The sequence below is a fragment of the Pseudomonas sp. ADPe genome, from assembly GCF_014843515.1.
Lineage (GTDB): Bacteria > Pseudomonadota > Gammaproteobacteria > Pseudomonadales > Pseudomonadaceae > Pseudomonas > Pseudomonas citronellolis.
In genome coordinates this window covers 1588788-1603823 of sequence record NZ_CP062122.1, presented here as the reverse complement: position 1 = coordinate 1603823, position 15036 = coordinate 1588788, and the positions used below count along the sequence as shown (strand labels likewise).

Sequence of the window (15036 nt, the reverse complement as noted above, 5' to 3'; positions counted from 1 at the left end):
AGACATGAGCTTTACCCGCAGACAGGTACTGGGTGGCATCGCCGGCCTCGCCGTGGTCGGCCTCGGCGTCGGCGGCGCGCGCCTTTGGCTGGCACGCCCGCAGGTGACCGCGGAGCACGACTACGAACTGATCGCCGCGCCCATGGACCTGGAGCTGGTGCCCGGGCACAAGACCCCGGCGCTGCTCTACGGCAACCGCTTCCCCGGCTTCGAGATCCGCGCCCGCCAGGGCGACTGGCTGCGCGTGCGCTTCACCAACAAACTGGACCAGCCGACCACCATCCACTGGCACGGCATCCGCCTGCCCATCGAGATGGACGGCGTGCCCTACATCTCGCAGCCGCCGGTGCAGCCGGGGCAGAGCTTCGTCTACCTGTTCAAGACCCCCGACGCCGGCAGCTACTGGTACCACCCGCACCTGATGAGCAGCGAGCAGTTGGGCCGCGGCCTGGTCGGCCCGCTGATCATCGACGAGCGCGAGCCCAGCGGCTTCAGCCACGAGAAAATCCTCTGCCTGAAGACCTGGCACGTGGACGAGCAGGGCGCCTTCACTGCCTTCAGCGTGCCGCGCGAGGCCGCCCGCGAGGGCACCCGCGGCAGCCTGTCGACCATCAACGGCGAGCACGTGCCGGTGATCGAGCTGCCCGCCGGCCAGGTGACCCGCGTGCGCATCCTCAACATCGACAACACCGTGACCTACCGGCTCAACCTGCCGGGCAGCGAGGCGAAGATCTACGCCATCGACGGCCACCCGGTGGAGCCGCGGGACCTCGACGAGCAGTACTGGATCGGCCCGGGCATGCGCCTGGAGCTGGCCATCCGCGGCCCGGCCGAGGGCCAGGAGCTGTCCCTGCGCGACGGCGTGGTGCGCCTGGGCACGGTGCGCGGCGTGGCGCCGCTGCAGGGTGGTTCCGCCGAATGGCCGCCGGCGCTGCCGCACAACCCGGTGAGCGAGCCGGACCTGGACAAGGCCGAGACCATCGACTTCAAGTTCGAGTGGGTGGGCGCCATGACCGACTACTCCAAGGGCCAGGCGACCCCGTCGCTGTGGCAGATCAACGGCGTGGCCTGGCAGGGCGGCGAGGAGCACAAGCACAACGCGCCGCCGCTGGCCAAGCTGGAGCTGGGCAAGAGCTACATCTTCACCCTGCGCAACCTGACGCAGTACCAGCACCCGATCCACCTGCACGGCATGACCTTCAAGGTGCTGGCGTCCAACCGCCGCAATATCATCCCGTACTACAGTGATACCTACCTGCTGGGCAAGAACGAGAGTGCGAAGGTGGCGCTGGTGGCGGACAACCCCGGCCTGTGGATGTTCCACTGCCACGTCATCGACCATATGGAGACCGGCCTGATGGGCACCATCGCCGTGGGTGACGCCTGGTGCGGCTGACCAACAGCAAGGGCCACCCGACGGTGAAGGGGCTGGCCCCGGTGATCGACCGCAGCCGCGACCGCGAATTCATGCGCGAGGCCATGGCCCTGGCCGAGCAGGGCGCGGCCCTGGGCGAGGTGCCGGTGGGCGCGGTGCTGGTGCTGGAGGGCCAGGTCGTCGGCCGTGGCTTCAACCAGCCGATCACCGCCCACGACCCCAGCGCTCACGCCGAGATGGTCGCCATCCGCGAAGCCGCGGCGGCGGCCGGCAACTACCGCCTGCCCGGCAGCACCCTCTATGTCACCCTGGAGCCCTGCAGCATGTGCGCCGGCCTGCTGGTGCACGCGCGCATCCAGCGCCTGGTCTATGCCGCCACCGAGCCCAAGTCGGGGGTGGTGGTCAGCCGGGGGGAGTTCTTTGCCCAGGATTTCCTCAACCACAAGGTGCTGGTGGAGGGCGGGGTGCTGGCGGAGGAGTGCAGTGCGATGTTGTCGGCCTTCTTTAAGGCGCGGCGCAAGGGATAGGGCGCGGCGTCCTACGCGAATCGCGGACGGAGTCCGCTCCTGCGATAGTGCATTCCTGAAGACCGTCTTGCCGGCGGCGCGCCGAGGCGCTTTTCGTAGGGTGGGTTGAGCTTGCGATACCCATCGGATCATGGTGATGGGTATCGCTTCGCTCAACACCATCCTACGGGTGTTGTGTTTGCCGGAGGCTCCGGCGCGATTCGCGGATGAGAGCCGCTCCTACGCGCTGCCCCCACTCGCGCCATTCCCATGTAGGAGCGCGCCCTGCGCGCGAAATCGCGGGCAGGGCCCGCTCCTACAGTTGTCGTGGGGCATGGAGTTTCCTCGTGGCGGACTCCGTCCGCAGATGCTCTGCGCTTCAGAGCTTCTCGTCGGGCTCTTCGCTGGGGCGGGTCTTGTTCACCCCGGGCAGGTGCAGGCCGCTTTCGGCCAGTTGGCCGCCCTCGAGTTGCGGCTGGGTCACCCAGGTGAGGATGTCGTAGTAGCGCCGCACGTTCTGCACGAAATGCACGGTCTCGCCGCCGCGGGCGTAGCCGTAGCGGGTCTTGCGGAACCACTGCTTCTGCGACAGGCGCGGCAGCATCTTCTTCACGTCCAGCCACTTGTCCGGGTTCAGGCCTTCCTGCTGGGCCAGCTTGCGGGCGTCGTCGAGGTGGGCGCTGCCGATGTTGTAGGAGGCCAGGGCGAACCAGCTGCGGTCCGGCTCCTTGATGCTGTCCGGCAGCTCGTCGCGGATCTGGTCGAAGTACTTGCCGCCGCCCTGGATGCTCTGCTTGGCGTCGAGGCGGTTGGATACGCCCATGGCCTGGGCGGTGCGGTTGGTCAGCATCATCAGGCCGCGCACGCCGGTCTTGGAGGTGGCGTCGGGCTGCCACATGGATTCCTGGTAGCCGATGGCGGCGAGCAGGCGCCAGTCCATCTTCAGCGTCTGGGCGATCTGCTTGAAGTGCGTTTCGTAGCGCGGCAGGCGCTGCTGCAGGTGCTGGGCGAAGGTGTAGGCGCCGACGTAGCCGAGCACGTCGACGTGGCCGTAGTAGCGGTCCTTCAGGTGCTGCAGGGTGCCGTCCTGCTTGACCTTGTCGAGGAACTTGTTGACCTCGGCGTACAGGCTGTCGTCCGTCCCGCCGGGCAAGGCCCAGGCCAGGCCGCGGGCGTCGCCGAAGTCGAAGGCCACGCGCACGTTGGGGAAGTAGACCTGGTTCATCGCCAGCTCGTTGGAGTCGATCAGCGTCAGGTCGATGTCGCCGACGTCCACCATGCGCAGCAGGTCGACCATCTCGTCGGCATCGGATTCCTTGTACTCCAGCTTCGGGTATTTCTTCTTCAGCTCGGCCAACTGCGTGGCGTGGCTGCTGCCCTTGAGCACCACGATGCGCTTGCCGACCAGGTCGTCAGGGCGGGTAGGGCGCGGGTCGCCATTGCGGTAGACGACCTGGGGAGTGACGTCCAGGTAGGAGTGCGAGAAGCGTACGGAGGTCTCCCGCTCGCCGCCGGGGGTGAGGCCGGCGGCGGCCAGGTCGGGGCCGCCGGATTGGCCGAGCTTGCTGTAGAGGTCGTCGAGGTTGTCGGCGGTCTCCATCTGCAGCTTCACCCCCAGGTGATCGGCGAAGCGCTTGGCCAGCTCGTATTCGAAGCCGGTCTCGCCGTTGCGATCCTGGAAGTAGGTGGCCGGGCTGTTGCGGGTTATCACCCGCAGCACTCCGTCCTTCTGTACCCGCTCCAGGGCCGTGGGGGCTTTCGCCTCGCTACAGCCGGAGAGCAGCAGAAAGATACAGGTCGCCAGGATCCATACGGCGGAGCGCACGCGGGACGGGTTCAGGGCAAACATCGGCGCAGTATACGCCAAGGTCGCGGAGCCCAATATCTGGACAGCTCGGGGCATCTCTGCTAGCGGCTTCGTTTCAGGGGCCGTGCCAGACGCCGGCCGGGGGCCCGGGGCGCGCCTGGAGCGGGCGTGCGGCGAGCCCGCTCGAAAGCGTTCGAAGATGAATGGCGGCGCTCCCCCGCCCAATGGCAGAAAGCCCTTGCCGTCGGCCGAGCTGCAGGTGCCGCCGGGGCATGCTTTACGGTAGAATGCACGGCCTCTGCGGGCCGGCCCTCCCGGCCCTGCGAATTCCCCTGTCTCCAGAGGCTGTTCCGACAATGCTGATCCTGCGCGGCGCTCCCGCCCTTTCCGCCTTCCGCCACGGCAAACTGCTCGACCTGCTGACCCGGCAGGTACCCGCTGTCACCGGGCTGTACGCCGAGTTTGCGCATTTCGCCGAGGTCAGTGGCGTGCTGACCGCCGATGAGGAACAGGTGCTCGGACGGCTGCTCAAGTACGGCCCGAGCGTGCCGGTGCAGGAGCCCAAGGGCCGCCTGTTCCTGGTGGTGCCGCGCTTCGGCACCATCTCGCCGTGGTCCAGCAAGGCCACCGACATCGCCCACAACTGCGGCCTGGCGAAGCTCGAGCGCATCGAGCGCGGCATCGCCTACTACGTCGCCGGCGAGCTGTCCGAGGCCGACGCCGCGCAAGTCGCCGCGCGCCTGCACGACCGCATGACGCAACTGGTGCTGAACCAGATGGAAGAGGCCGCCGGCCTGTTCAGCCACGCCCAGCCCAAGCCGCTGACCGTGGTCGACATCCTCGGCGGCGGCCGCGCCGCGCTGGAGAAGGCCAACCTGGAGCTGGGCCTGGCCCTGGCCGAAGACGAGATCGACTACCTGGTGAAGAGCTTCGTCGAGCTGGGCCGCAACCCGCACGACGTCGAGCTGATGATGTTCGCCCAGGCCAACTCCGAGCACTGCCGCCACAAGATCTTCAACGCCAGTTGGGACATCGACGGCCAGGCCCAGGACAAGAGCCTGTTCGGCATGATCAAGAACACCTATGAAATGCACCGCGAAGGCGTGCTGTCCGCGTACAAGGACAACGCCGCGGTGATGGTGGGCTCGGTCGCCGGGCGCTTCTACCCCAACCCCGAGACCCGCCAGTACGGCGCCAGCGAAGAGCCGGTGCACATCCTGATGAAGGTCGAGACGCACAACCACCCGACCGCCATCGCCCCGTTCCCCGGCGCCTCCACCGGCTCCGGCGGCGAGATCCGCGACGAGGGCGCCACCGGCCGCGGCGCCAAGCCCAAGGCCGGCCTGGTCGGCTTCACCGTCTCCAACCTGAACATCCCCGGTTTCGAGCAGCCTTGGGAAGTGCCCTACGGCAAGCCCGAGCGCATCGTCACCGCGCTGGACATCATGATCGAAGGCCCGCTGGGCGGCGCCGCGTTCAACAACGAATTCGGCCGCCCCAACCTGACCGGCTACTTCCGCACCTTCGAGCAGGCCGTGGCGACCCCGCGCGGCGAGGAAGTGCGCGGCTACCACAAGCCGATCATGATCGCCGGCGGCCTGGGCAACATCCGCGAAGACCACGTGCAGAAGGGCGAGATCAGCGTCGGCGCCAAGCTCATCGTGCTCGGCGGCCCGGCCATGCTCATCGGCCTGGGCGGCGGCGCGGCTTCCTCCATGGCCACCGGCGCTTCCGCCGCCGACCTGGACTTCGCCTCGGTGCAGCGCGAGAACCCGGAAATGGAACGCCGCTGCCAGGAGGTCATCGACCGCTGCTGGCAGCTGGGCGCCAACAACCCGATCAAGTTCATCCACGACGTCGGCGCCGGCGGCATCTCCAACGCCCTGCCGGAACTGATCAACGACGGCGGCCGCGGCGGCCGCTTCGAACTGCGCGCGGTGCCCAACGACGAGCCGGGCATGAGCCCGCTGGAAATCTGGTGCAACGAGTCCCAGGAGCGCTACGTCCTGTCCGTCGACGCAGCCGACTTCGAGACCTTCAAGGCCATCTGCGAGCGCGAGCGCTGCCCGTTCGCCGTGGTCGGCGAAGCCACCGAGGAGAAGCACCTGACCGTCGCCGACAGCCATTTCGGCAACAAGCCGGTGGACATGCCGCTCGACGTGCTGCTCGGCAAGCCGCCGCGCATGCACCGCTCGGTCGCCCGCGAAGCCGAGATCGGCGATGACTTCAGCGCCGCCGCCCTGGACCTGGGCGAGGCCACCGAGCGCGTGCTGCGCCACCCGGCCGTGGCCAGCAAGAGCTTCCTGATCACCATCGGCGACCGCACCATCACCGGCCTGGTGGCCCGCGACCAGTTCGTCGGCCCCTGGCAGGTGCCGGTGGCCGACTGCGCCGTCACCGCCACCAGCTTCGACGTCTACACCGGCGAAGCCATGGCCATGGGCGAGCGCACCCCGCTGGCCCTGCTCGACGCCCCGGCTTCGGGCCGCATGGCCATCGGCGAGACCATCACCAACCTGGCCGCCGCCCGCATCGGCGCGATCTCCGACATCAAGCTGTCGGCCAACTGGATGGCCGCCGCCGGCCACCCGGGCGAGGACGCGCGCCTGTACGACACCGTCAAGGCGGTGGGCATGGAGCTGTGCCCGGCGCTGGGCATCACCATCCCGGTGGGCAAGGACTCCATGTCCATGAAGACCCGCTGGCAGGACGCGGGCGTGGAGAAGAGCGTCACCGCGCCCATGTCGCTGATCATCTCCGGCTTCGCCCCGGTCGGCGACGTGCGCAAGACGCTCACCCCGCAACTGCGCCTGGACAAGGGCGAGACCGACCTGATCCTGATCGACCTCGGCCGCGGCAAGAACCGCCTGGGCGGCTCGATCCTGGCGCAGACCTACGGCAAGATCGGCCAGCAAGCCCCGGATGTCGACGACGCCGAGGACCTCAAGGCCTTCTTCGCGGTGATCCAGGGCCTCAACGCCGACGGCCACCTGCTGGCCTACCACGACCGTTCCGACGGCGGCCTGCTGGCCTGCGTGCTGGAAATGGCCTTCGCCGGCCACTGCGGCCTGTCCCTGCGCCTCGACGACCTGGCCTCCAGCCGCGAGGAACTCGGCGCCGCGCTGTTCAGCGAGGAGCTGGGCGCGGTCATCCAGGTCCGCGAAGCGGCCACCCCGGAAGTGCTGGCGCAGTTCAGCGCCGCTGGCCTGGGCGACTGCGTGGCGGTGATCGGCCAGCCGGTCAACGGCGACGCCATCGAGCTGGGCTTCAACGGCGAGCCGGTGTACAGCGCCGAGCGCCGCCTGCTGCAGCGTATCTGGAGCGAAACCAGCTACCAGATCCAGCGCCTGCGCGACAACGCCGAGTGCGCCGACCAGGAGTTCGACGGCCTGCTGGCCGAGGACAATCCCGGCCTGTCCGCCAAGCTCAGCTTCGACGTCAACGACGACATCGCCGCGCCCTACATCAAGAAGGGCGTGCGTCCGCAAGTGGCGATCCTCCGCGAGCAGGGCGTCAACGGCCAGGTGGAAATGGCCGCGGCCTTCGACCGCGCCGGCTTCGCTGCGGTGGACGTGCACATGAGCGACATCCTCGCCGGCCGCGTCAGCCTGGAAGACTTCAAGGGCCTGGTGGCCTGCGGTGGCTTCTCCTACGGCGACGTGCTCGGCGCCGGTGAGGGCTGGGCCAAGTCGATCCTGTTCAACGCCCGCGCCCGCGACGGCTTCCAGGCCTTCTTCGAGCGCAAGGACAGCTTCGCCCTGGGCGTGTGCAACGGTTGCCAGATGATGTCCAACCTGCACGAGCTGATCCCCGGCACCGAATTCTGGCCGCACTTCGTGCGCAACCGCTCCGAGCAGTTCGAAGCGCGTGTGGCCATGGTCCAGGTGCAGGAGTCGCAGTCGATCTTCCTGCAGGGCATGGCCGGTTCGCGCCTGCCCATCGCCATCGCCCACGGCGAAGGCCATGCGGAGTTCGAGAGCGAGGAAGCCCTGCTCGAGTCGGACCTGTCCGGCTGTGTGGCGCTGCGCTTCGTCGACAACCACGGCAAGGTCACCGAGACCTACCCGGCCAACCCCAACGGCTCGCCCCGCGGGATCACCGGCCTGACCAGCCGCGACGGCCGCGTGACCATCATGATGCCGCACCCGGAGCGGGTGTTCCGCGCGGTGCAGAACTCCTGGCGCCCGGACGAGTGGCAGGAAGACGGCGGCTGGATGCGCATGTTCCGCAACGCCCGCGTCTGGGTGGGCTGAGGCCGCATCTGACGCAGCAGGAAAAGGGGAAGGCTTCGGCCTTCCCCTTTTTCGTTGCGGGCTCGCGAACCCGACCTCCTGTAGGAGCGCGCCCTGCGCGCGAATCGCAGGCAGGGCCTGCTCCTACAGGTGGCTCCGTATGAGCGAGCATGGCTTTTCGTAGGATGGTGTTGAGCGAAGCGATACCCATCAGCGCAACCGCATGGGTATCGCAAGCTCAACCCATCCTACGAAGAGCGCCTCGGCGCTGCCGGCAAGACAGTTGCTCCTACGAGCATTCAAATGTGGCGAATCGGGGCCCCGCCAAAGGTTGGGCTGGGCGCTGGCGGCGCTTTATCGGAAAGTGATGCCGACTGAATCTGGACTCCATCACGTTTTACGAATCTTGGGAATTTCCCCTCAGAACGTGAAGGCAATCGCGCTGTCGATATTTGCCGAGCATGACCGCTGAGTCATTGAAGGCAAAATGCCATCACCTATGGCAGCATTCGCTCCTCGACTCCCCACCCGGTCCCGTTTTCCGCCACGGAGCGTCCGATGTACAAACTCTGCTTCTATGTTCCCGAGACTCACCTGGAGACGGTGAAGAAAGCGGTGTTCGCCGCAGGTGCAGGACGCATCGGTGCCTACGACAGCTGCTGCTGGCAGGTGCTCGGCCAGGGCCAGTTCCGCCCGCTGCAGGGCAGCAACCCCTTCCTCGGCTCGGCCGGCCTCGTCGAGCAGGTGGCCGAATGGAAGGTGGAGATGGTGGTGGCCGACGAGTTGATCCACGACTCGGTCAAGGCGCTGAAGGCCGCGCACCCCTACGAGACGCCGGCCTTCGAGGTGTGGCGATTGTCGGACATGGTCTTCTAGCCACCGCAAAATGAAAAAGGCGCCCGAGGGCGCCTTTTTCGTTCCACCGTCAGGGGCGGATCTCGATCAGCGTGCCGTCCTTGACCAGGCTCCAGACCTCCTGCATGTCCGGGTTGGTCATGGCGATGCAGCCGTTGGTCCAGTCCAGGGTGGAGAAGTACCACTCCGGGTACTCGTCGCTCAGCGGGGTGCCGTGGATCATGATCATGCCGCCGGGCGACAGGCCCTTCTCGCGGGCGCGCACCACGTCGCGGGCGTTGGGGTAGGAGATGTGCATGGAGAGGTTGAACTTGTCGCTGGTCTTGCGCCAGTCGATCCAGTAGAAGCCCTCCGGCGTGCGGTTGTCGCCCTCGGCCAGCTTGGTGCCGCGCGGGCTCTTGCCCAGGGAGATGCGGTAGCTCTTGAGAATCTTGCCGTTGCTCAAGAGGTGCAGCTTGTGCTCGGACTTGAGCACCAGCACCTTGTCGATGCGGCCTTCCAGGGTCGGCGTCGCATTGGCCTGCGATAGAGCGGCAAAGGTCAGGCACAGAAAGGCAAGCAGCCAGCGCATGGAAAGACTATCCCCCGGATGTTCGATAAAGCGCCGCGATGCACGGCCCTGCAAAGTGTTCAGGTCTTCTTGTAGTGGCCCGGCATGGGTGCAATGGCCTCGTTGCGCACCGGGAAGTCCTGCCTCTGCCGGTCGCTGAAGTAGCATTCTAAGGTACGGCCCACGGTGGGGAAAGCCAGCTCCGACCAGGGAATCGCCGATTCCTCGAACAGGCCCACCTCCAGGCTTTCCTCGCCGGCGGCGAAATCCAGGTCGGCTAGCTCGGCGCGGAAGAACATGTACACCTGGCTGATGTGCGGCAGGTCGAACAGGGTATAGAGCTGCAACTGGCGCACGCGGGCGCAGGCCTCCTCCAGCGTCTCGCGGGCGGCGGCCTGCTCGAGGGTCTCGCCGTTCTCCATGAAGCCCGCCGGCAGCGTCCAGAAGCCCTGGCGCGGGGCGATGGCGCGGCGGCACAGGAGGATGCGCCCCTCCCACACCGGCAGGCAGCCGGCGACGATGCGCGGGTTCTGGTAATGCACCGTATGGCACTGGTCGCAGATGTAGCGCGGCCGGTTGTCGCCGCTGGGGATGCGCAGGCTCACGCTGGCGCCGCACTGACTGCAGAATTTCATGCACTTTCCCTGGGAATCGATACAGCCATCTTGCTCGCCGGAAGGCCCGCGCAGCAAGGGGGTGGGGCTTGGGCGAGGCAGCCTTTCATGCCATGATTCCACAATTGAGAGAATGGCTTACACGCAGGATGTCCGCATGCTGGACGAGCTGCGCCGGCGCATCACGGCGCACACCCCCCAGGACCTGAACAGCGAGCAGCGCTTCCCCGAAGCGGCGGTGCTGCTGCCCATCACCCCCAGCGAGGAGCTGGTGCTGACCCTGCGCGCCACCGGGTTGTCCACCCACAGCGGCGAGGTGGCCTTCCCCGGCGGGCGCCGCGACCCCGAGGACGTCGACCTGATCCACACCGCCCTGCGCGAGGCCGAGGAGGAGATCGCCCTGCCGCCGAGCCTGGTGGAGGTGGTCGGGCCGCTGAGCACCCTGGTCTCGCGCCATGGCATCAAGGTGACGCCGTTCGTCGGTTTCGTTCCCGACTTCGTCGAGTACACCCCCAACGACGGCGAGATCGCCGCGGTGTTCAAGGTGCCGCTGGAGTTCTTCCGCGGCGACCCGCGGGAAATGACCCACCGCATCGACTACTTCGGGCGCAGCTGGTACGTGCCCAGCTACCGCTTCGGCGAATACAAGATCTGGGGCCTGTCGGCGATCATGGTCGTCGAACTGGTCAACCTGCTGTTCGATGACCGCATCGACCTGCACCAAGCGCCGCCACAATTCATCAAGCTCAGCTGAGCGGCGCGTACAACAACGAGATGCCTGAGGAGCCACCGATGAAATACCGCCTGGGCGACGCCCGAGTCGAAACCCACCCCGACAGCTGGATCGCCCCGAACGCCGCGGTGATCGGCAAGGTGCGCCTGGACGCCGGCGCCAGCGTCTGGTTCAACGCCGTGCTGCGTGGCGACAACGAGCTGATCCACATCGGCGAGAACAGCAACGTCCAGGACGGCACCGTGATGCACACCGACATGGGCTTCCCGCTGAACATCGGCAAGGGCGTGACCATCGGCCACAACGTCATGCTGCACGGCTGCACGGTGGACGACTACAGCCTGATCGGCATCAACGCCGTGGTGCTCAACGGCGCGAAGATCGGCAAGTACTGCATCATCGGCGCCAATTCGCTGATCCCCGAGGGCAAGGTGATTCCCGACGGCTCCCTGGTCATGGGCTCGCCCGGCAAGGTGGTGCGCGAGCTGAGCGAGCAGCAGAAGAAGATGCTCGAAGCCAGCGCCGCCCACTACGTGCACAACGCCCAGCGCTACGCCCGCGACCTGGCCGGGCAGGAAGAATGAGCCAGGAACGCCCGGTGGCCTCGCCCTGCGTCTACGTCTGCACCCTGGACGATCAGGACCTGTGCATAGGCTGCCAGCGCACGGCCGACGAAATCACCCGCTGGGGCCGCATGGACAACGACGAGCGCCGCGAGGTGCTGCGCCTGTGCCATGAGCGCGCCCGCGAACAGGGCGTGCTGCTCTAGCGCGCCGACAGAACATCCCCTTCCCGAGGTTGCACGCAATGCCCCGTATTGGAACCCCCCTGTCGCCCACGGCGACCCGCGTACTGCTCTGTGGCTCCGGCGAGCTGGGCAAGGAAGTGGTGATCGAACTGCAACGCCTGGGCTGCGAAGTGATCGCCTGCGACCGCTACGCCAACGCCCCGGCCATGCAGGTGGCGCACCGCAGCCACGTGCTGAGCATGCTCGATGGCGCCGCCCTGCGCGCGGTGATCGAGCAGGAGAAGCCGCACTACATAGTCCCGGAAATCGAGGCCATCGCCACCGCCACCCTGGTGGAGCTGGAGGCCGAGGGCTACACCGTGGTGCCCACCGCCCGCGCCGCGCAGCTGACCATGAACCGCGAGGGCATCCGCCGCCTGGCCGCCGAGGAACTGGGCCTGCCCACCTCGCCGTACCACTTCGCCGACACATACGAGGACTACGTCGCCGGTGCCGCAGCGGTGGGCTACCCCTGCGTGGTCAAGCCGATCATGAGTTCCTCGGGCAAGGGCCAGAGCGTGCTCAAGTCCGACGCCGAGCTCAAGGCCGCCTGGGACTACGCCCAGGAAGGTGGCCGCGCCGGCAAGGGCCGGGTGATCGTCGAAGGCTTCATCGACTTCGACTACGAAATCACCCTGCTCACCGTGCGCCACGTCGGCGGCACCACCTTCTGCGCGCCCATCGGCCACCGCCAGGTCAAGGGCGACTACCACGAATCCTGGCAGCCCCAGGCCATGAGCCCGAAGGCCCTGGCCGAGTCCGAGCGCGTGGCCAAGGCGGTCACCGAGGCATTGGGCGGCCGCGGCCTGTTCGGCGTGGAGTTGTTCGTCAAGGGCGACCAGGTGTGGTTCAGCGAAGTCTCGCCGCGCCCCCACGACACCGGCCTGGTCACCCTGATCTCCCAGGACCTCTCCGAGTTCGCCCTGCACGCGCGGGCCATCCTCGGCCTGCCGATTCCGGCGATCCGCCAGTTCGGGCCCTCGGCCTCGGCGGTGATCCTGGTGGACGGCGAGTCGCAGCAGGTCAGCTTCGGCAACCTGGGCGCCGCGCTGACCGAGGCGGACAGCGCCCTGCGCCTGTTCGGCAAGCCGGAAGTCTCCGGCCAGCGGCGCATGGGCGTGGCCCTGGCGCGCGCCGAATCCATCGAGGAAGCGCGGGCCAAGGCCACCCGTTCGGCCGAGGCGGTGGTCATCGAGCTGTGAACCGCCTGGCGGGGCTGGCCTGGTGGGCGGCGGCGCTGCCGCTGTTGCCGCTGGCCCTGCCGATGGCCGTGCGCACCCGGCGCACGGCTTTGCGCCTGGCGCCGGCGGCCGGTTCCAGCGAGGGACTGGCCGGCGCCACATTTCCCGGCGAGCCGTTGAGGCTGCTGTTGCTGGGCGAGTCGACCGTCGCCGGCGTCGGTGCCTCCTGCCTGGACTTCGCCCTGGCCGGGCGCCTGGCCACGGCCCTGGCGGCGCGCCTGCAACGGCCGGTGGCCTGGCGGGCGCTGGGGGAGAACGGCATTACCGCGTCCGAGGCCTGCGAGCGCCTGCTGCCGCTGGCCGAGGGGCGATATGACCTGGTGACCCTGGTCTTCGGCGTCAACGACACCACCCATTTCAGTTCCGGCGAGCGCTGGCGGGCGGCCATCGCCCGGCTGATCGGGCATTTCCAGGCCGATGGCGCGCGAGTGGTGTGCACGGCGGTGCCGCCGCTACGGCATTTCCGCGCCTTGCCCTGGCTGCTGCGGCAGTTGCTGGGCTGGCGCGCTGCGTTGCTGGATGGCCAGTTGCGGGAATTGGCTACGGCGCTAGGCGCTGGATACTGCGCGGTGGGGCTGGAGATGCAGCCGCAGTATCTCGCCATCGATGGCTATCACCCGTCGGCGCTGGGCTACCAGGTGTGGGGCGAGCACCTGGCCCAGTGGCTGGTGGCCGTGGAGCGCGGCTGAGGCCGGATCGCGGATGCGGTTCCAGGAAGCACGGCTTTTCGTAGGATGGCGTTGAGCGAAGCGATACCCATCGCCGCAACCGCATGGGTTTCGCAAGCTCAACCCATCCTACGAAGAACACCTCGGCGCAAGACAGTTGCCCCTGCGCCCCGCCACACCATGCCCCGTAGGAGCGGACCTTGTCCGCGATGGCCGGACGTATCGGCGCGATTCGCGGATGAGATCCGCTACGTATCCAGGAAACACGGCGCTTCCCCTGCTCTTGTAGGAGCGGGCCCTGCCCGCGATTCGCGCGCAGGGCGCGCTCCTACAGGAGATCGGCGCCGCTCAGAGCTCCCGCTCCCGCGTCTCATGCAGGCACAGCACCGCGATCAGGCTCAGCGCCGCCGCCACCGACACGTAGCCGCCGACCCAGCTCAGCCCGCCCATGCCCACCAGCTTCTGGGCGATGTAGGGCGCTACCGAGGCGCCGAGGATGCCGCCCAGGTTGTAGGCCGCCGAGGCGCCGGTGTAGCGCACGCGGGTGGGGAAGAGTTCCGGCAGCAGGGCGCCCATGGGGGCGAAGGTCACGCCCATGAGGAACAGCTCCAGGGCCAGGAAGGCTGCCACTTCCACCGACGAGCCCTGGCTCAGCAGCGGCTGCATGGTGAAGCCGGAGAGGATGGCGGCGATGCAGCCGACGATCAGCACCGGGCGGCGCCCGTAGCGGTCGCTCAGCCAGGCGGAGATGGGCGTGGCCGCGGCCATGAACAGCACGGCGAAGCACAGCAGGCCGAGGAACTGTTCGCGGCTGTAGCCCAGGCTGGTCACCCCGTAGCTCAGCGAGAACACCGTGGAGATATAGAAGAGCGCATAGCACACCACCATGGCCAGCGCGCCCAGCAGCACCGGGCGCCAGTGCTGGGCGAACAGCTCGGCGATCGGCAGGCTGGAGCGCTCCTGGCGTTCCATGGCCTTGGCGAACACCGGGGTTTCCGACAGTTTCAGGCGCACGTAGAGGCCGACGATCACCAGCAGCGCGCTGAGGATGAAGGGAATGCGCCAGCCCCAGGCGCGGAACTGCTCCTCGCTGAGGGTCATGGCCAGGCCGAGGAACAGGCCGTTGGCGGCGAGGAAGCCGATCGACGGGCCCATCTGCGGGAACATGCCGAACCAGGCGCGGCGGTGCCTGGGCGCGTTCTCCGTGGCCAGCAGCGCGGCGCCGCCCCATTCCCCGCCCAGCCCCAGGCCCTGGCCGAAGCGCAGCAGGCAGAGCAGCGCCGGGGCCCAGGCGCCGATGCTGTCATAGCCCGGCAGCAGGCCGATCAGGGTGGTGGACAGGCCCATCAGCAACAGCGAGGCGACCAGCGTCGACTTGCGCCCGACGCGGTCGCCGAAGTGGCCGAACAGCGCCGAGCCCAGCGGCCGGGCGAGGAAGGCGATGCCGAAGGTGATGAAGGCGCTGAGCATCTGCGCGGTGCCCGAGGTCTGCGGGAAGAACACCGGGCCGATCACCAGGGCGGCGGCGGTGGCGTAGACGTAGAAGTCGTAGAACTCGATGGCGGTGCCGATGAAGCTGGCGACCGCGACCCGCGCGGTGGAGTTGGCGGGTTGCTGTTCGGCGGCAGCGGCAAGGCTGGCGGTGGTCATGGGATATCCCTGTCAGTC

Annotated in this window: 13 protein-coding genes; 9 read left to right on the top strand and 4 right to left on the bottom strand. The window is 67.9% G+C overall.

Annotated elements, in window-relative coordinates; genetic code table 11:
* Nucleotides 1-4 precede the first annotated feature (4 nt).
* Both IG194_RS07285 and tadA read left to right on the top strand, forming a co-directional pair.
* Nucleotides 5-1396 carry a multicopper oxidase family protein gene (locus tag IG194_RS07285; protein ID WP_058487318.1) on the top strand — a complete coding sequence of 464 codons (1392 nt, stop codon included), beginning with the start codon at nucleotides 5-7 and terminating at the stop codon, nucleotides 1394-1396.
* Nucleotides 1384-1902 carry a tRNA adenosine(34) deaminase TadA gene (gene tadA / locus IG194_RS07280; protein WP_082936847.1) on the top strand — a complete coding sequence of 173 codons (519 nt, stop codon included), beginning with the start codon at nucleotides 1384-1386 and terminating at the stop codon, nucleotides 1900-1902. The genes IG194_RS07285 and tadA overlap by 13 nt, the downstream gene beginning before the upstream one ends.
* Nucleotides 1903-2260: 358 nt before the next feature.
* Here the strand turns inward: tadA and mltF are convergent, their stop codons facing one another.
* Complete coding sequence (mltF, locus tag IG194_RS07275) at nucleotides 2261-3730, bottom strand: membrane-bound lytic murein transglycosylase MltF (RefSeq protein WP_058487317.1); 1470 nt, start codon at nucleotides 3728-3730, stop codon at nucleotides 2261-2263.
* A 314-nt stretch (nucleotides 3731-4044) separates the two neighbouring features.
* Here mltF and purL point away from each other — a divergent pair, with 314 nt between their 5' ends.
* The gene (gene purL / locus IG194_RS07270; protein WP_058487316.1) at nucleotides 4045-7941 is read left to right on the top strand and encodes a phosphoribosylformylglycinamidine synthase; all 3897 of its coding nucleotides are present in this window, start codon (nucleotides 4045-4047) and stop codon (nucleotides 7939-7941) included.
* A 537-nt stretch (nucleotides 7942-8478) separates the two neighbouring features.
* The gene (locus tag IG194_RS07265; protein ID WP_043271426.1) at nucleotides 8479-8796 is read left to right on the top strand and encodes a YqfO family protein; all 318 of its coding nucleotides are present in this window, start codon (nucleotides 8479-8481) and stop codon (nucleotides 8794-8796) included.
* Nucleotides 8797-8845: 49 nt separating this feature from the next.
* Here IG194_RS07265 and IG194_RS07260 read toward each other — a convergent pair whose 3' ends face one another.
* Both IG194_RS07260 and IG194_RS07255 read right to left on the bottom strand, forming a co-directional pair.
* A complete protein-coding gene (locus tag IG194_RS07260; RefSeq protein ID WP_009616312.1) occupies nucleotides 8846-9346 on the bottom strand; it encodes a L,D-transpeptidase family protein in 501 nt (166 codons plus the stop codon).
* A gap of 59 nt (nucleotides 9347-9405) precedes the next feature.
* Nucleotides 9406-9960 carry an NUDIX hydrolase gene (locus IG194_RS07255; RefSeq protein ID WP_009616318.1) on the bottom strand — a complete coding sequence of 185 codons (555 nt, stop codon included), beginning with the start codon at nucleotides 9958-9960 and terminating at the stop codon, nucleotides 9406-9408.
* A 136-nt stretch (nucleotides 9961-10096) separates the two neighbouring features.
* On the opposite strand from IG194_RS07255, the gene IG194_RS07250 reads away from it, so the two are divergent.
* Genes IG194_RS07250 through IG194_RS07230 form a run of 5 tightly spaced genes read left to right on the top strand, consistent with a single transcriptional unit; the run spans nucleotide 10097 to nucleotide 13389 of the window.
* A complete protein-coding gene (locus IG194_RS07250) occupies nucleotides 10097-10693 on the top strand; it encodes a CoA pyrophosphatase (RefSeq protein WP_009616320.1) in 597 nt (198 codons plus the stop codon).
* Between the two features lie 38 nt (nucleotides 10694-10731).
* The gene (locus IG194_RS07245) at nucleotides 10732-11256 is read left to right on the top strand and encodes a gamma carbonic anhydrase family protein (RefSeq protein ID WP_043271421.1); all 525 of its coding nucleotides are present in this window, start codon (nucleotides 10732-10734) and stop codon (nucleotides 11254-11256) included.
* A complete protein-coding gene (locus tag IG194_RS07240) occupies nucleotides 11253-11441 on the top strand; it encodes a DUF1289 domain-containing protein (protein ID WP_009616323.1) in 189 nt (62 codons plus the stop codon). The genes IG194_RS07245 and IG194_RS07240 overlap by 4 nt, the downstream gene beginning before the upstream one ends.
* 38 nt (nucleotides 11442-11479) lie before the next feature.
* Nucleotides 11480-12661, top strand: coding sequence for a formate-dependent phosphoribosylglycinamide formyltransferase (purT, locus tag IG194_RS07235; protein WP_058487315.1), 1182 nt, complete (start codon nucleotides 11480-11482; stop codon nucleotides 12659-12661).
* The gene (locus tag IG194_RS07230; RefSeq protein ID WP_058487314.1) at nucleotides 12658-13389 is read left to right on the top strand and encodes an SGNH/GDSL hydrolase family protein; all 732 of its coding nucleotides are present in this window, start codon (nucleotides 12658-12660) and stop codon (nucleotides 13387-13389) included. Before purT ends, IG194_RS07230 begins: the two co-directional genes overlap by 4 nt.
* 327 nt (nucleotides 13390-13716) lie before the next feature.
* Here IG194_RS07230 and IG194_RS07225 read toward each other — a convergent pair whose 3' ends face one another.
* Nucleotides 13717-15018 carry an MFS transporter gene (locus IG194_RS07225; protein WP_058487313.1) on the bottom strand — a complete coding sequence of 434 codons (1302 nt, stop codon included), beginning with the start codon at nucleotides 15016-15018 and terminating at the stop codon, nucleotides 13717-13719.
* Nucleotides 15019-15036 lie beyond the last annotated feature (18 nt).

Excerpts from the sequence above, each read along its gene's own strand:
- IG194_RS07285 (WP_058487318.1), top strand. The coding sequence starts at position 5 with ATGAGCTTTACCCGCAGACAGGTACTGGGTGGCATCGCCGGCCTCGCC.
- mltF (WP_058487317.1), bottom strand. The coding sequence starts at position 3,730 with ATGTTTGCCCTGAACCCGTCCCGCGTGCGCTCCGCCGTATGGATCCTG.
- purL (WP_058487316.1), top strand. The coding sequence starts at position 4,045 with ATGCTGATCCTGCGCGGCGCTCCCGCCCTTTCCGCCTTCCGCCACGGC.
- IG194_RS07265 (WP_043271426.1), top strand. The coding sequence starts at position 8,479 with ATGTACAAACTCTGCTTCTATGTTCCCGAGACTCACCTGGAGACGGTG.
- IG194_RS07260 (WP_009616312.1), bottom strand. The coding sequence starts at position 9,346 with ATGCGCTGGCTGCTTGCCTTTCTGTGCCTGACCTTTGCCGCTCTATCG.
- IG194_RS07255 (WP_009616318.1), bottom strand. The coding sequence starts at position 9,960 with ATGAAATTCTGCAGTCAGTGCGGCGCCAGCGTGAGCCTGCGCATCCCC.
- IG194_RS07250 (WP_009616320.1), top strand. The coding sequence starts at position 10,097 with ATGCTGGACGAGCTGCGCCGGCGCATCACGGCGCACACCCCCCAGGAC.
- IG194_RS07245 (WP_043271421.1), top strand. The coding sequence starts at position 10,732 with ATGAAATACCGCCTGGGCGACGCCCGAGTCGAAACCCACCCCGACAGC.
- IG194_RS07240 (WP_009616323.1), top strand. The coding sequence starts at position 11,253 with ATGAGCCAGGAACGCCCGGTGGCCTCGCCCTGCGTCTACGTCTGCACC.
- purT (WP_058487315.1), top strand. The coding sequence starts at position 11,480 with ATGCCCCGTATTGGAACCCCCCTGTCGCCCACGGCGACCCGCGTACTG.
- IG194_RS07225 (WP_058487313.1), bottom strand. The coding sequence starts at position 15,018 with ATGACCACCGCCAGCCTTGCCGCTGCCGCCGAACAGCAACCCGCCAAC.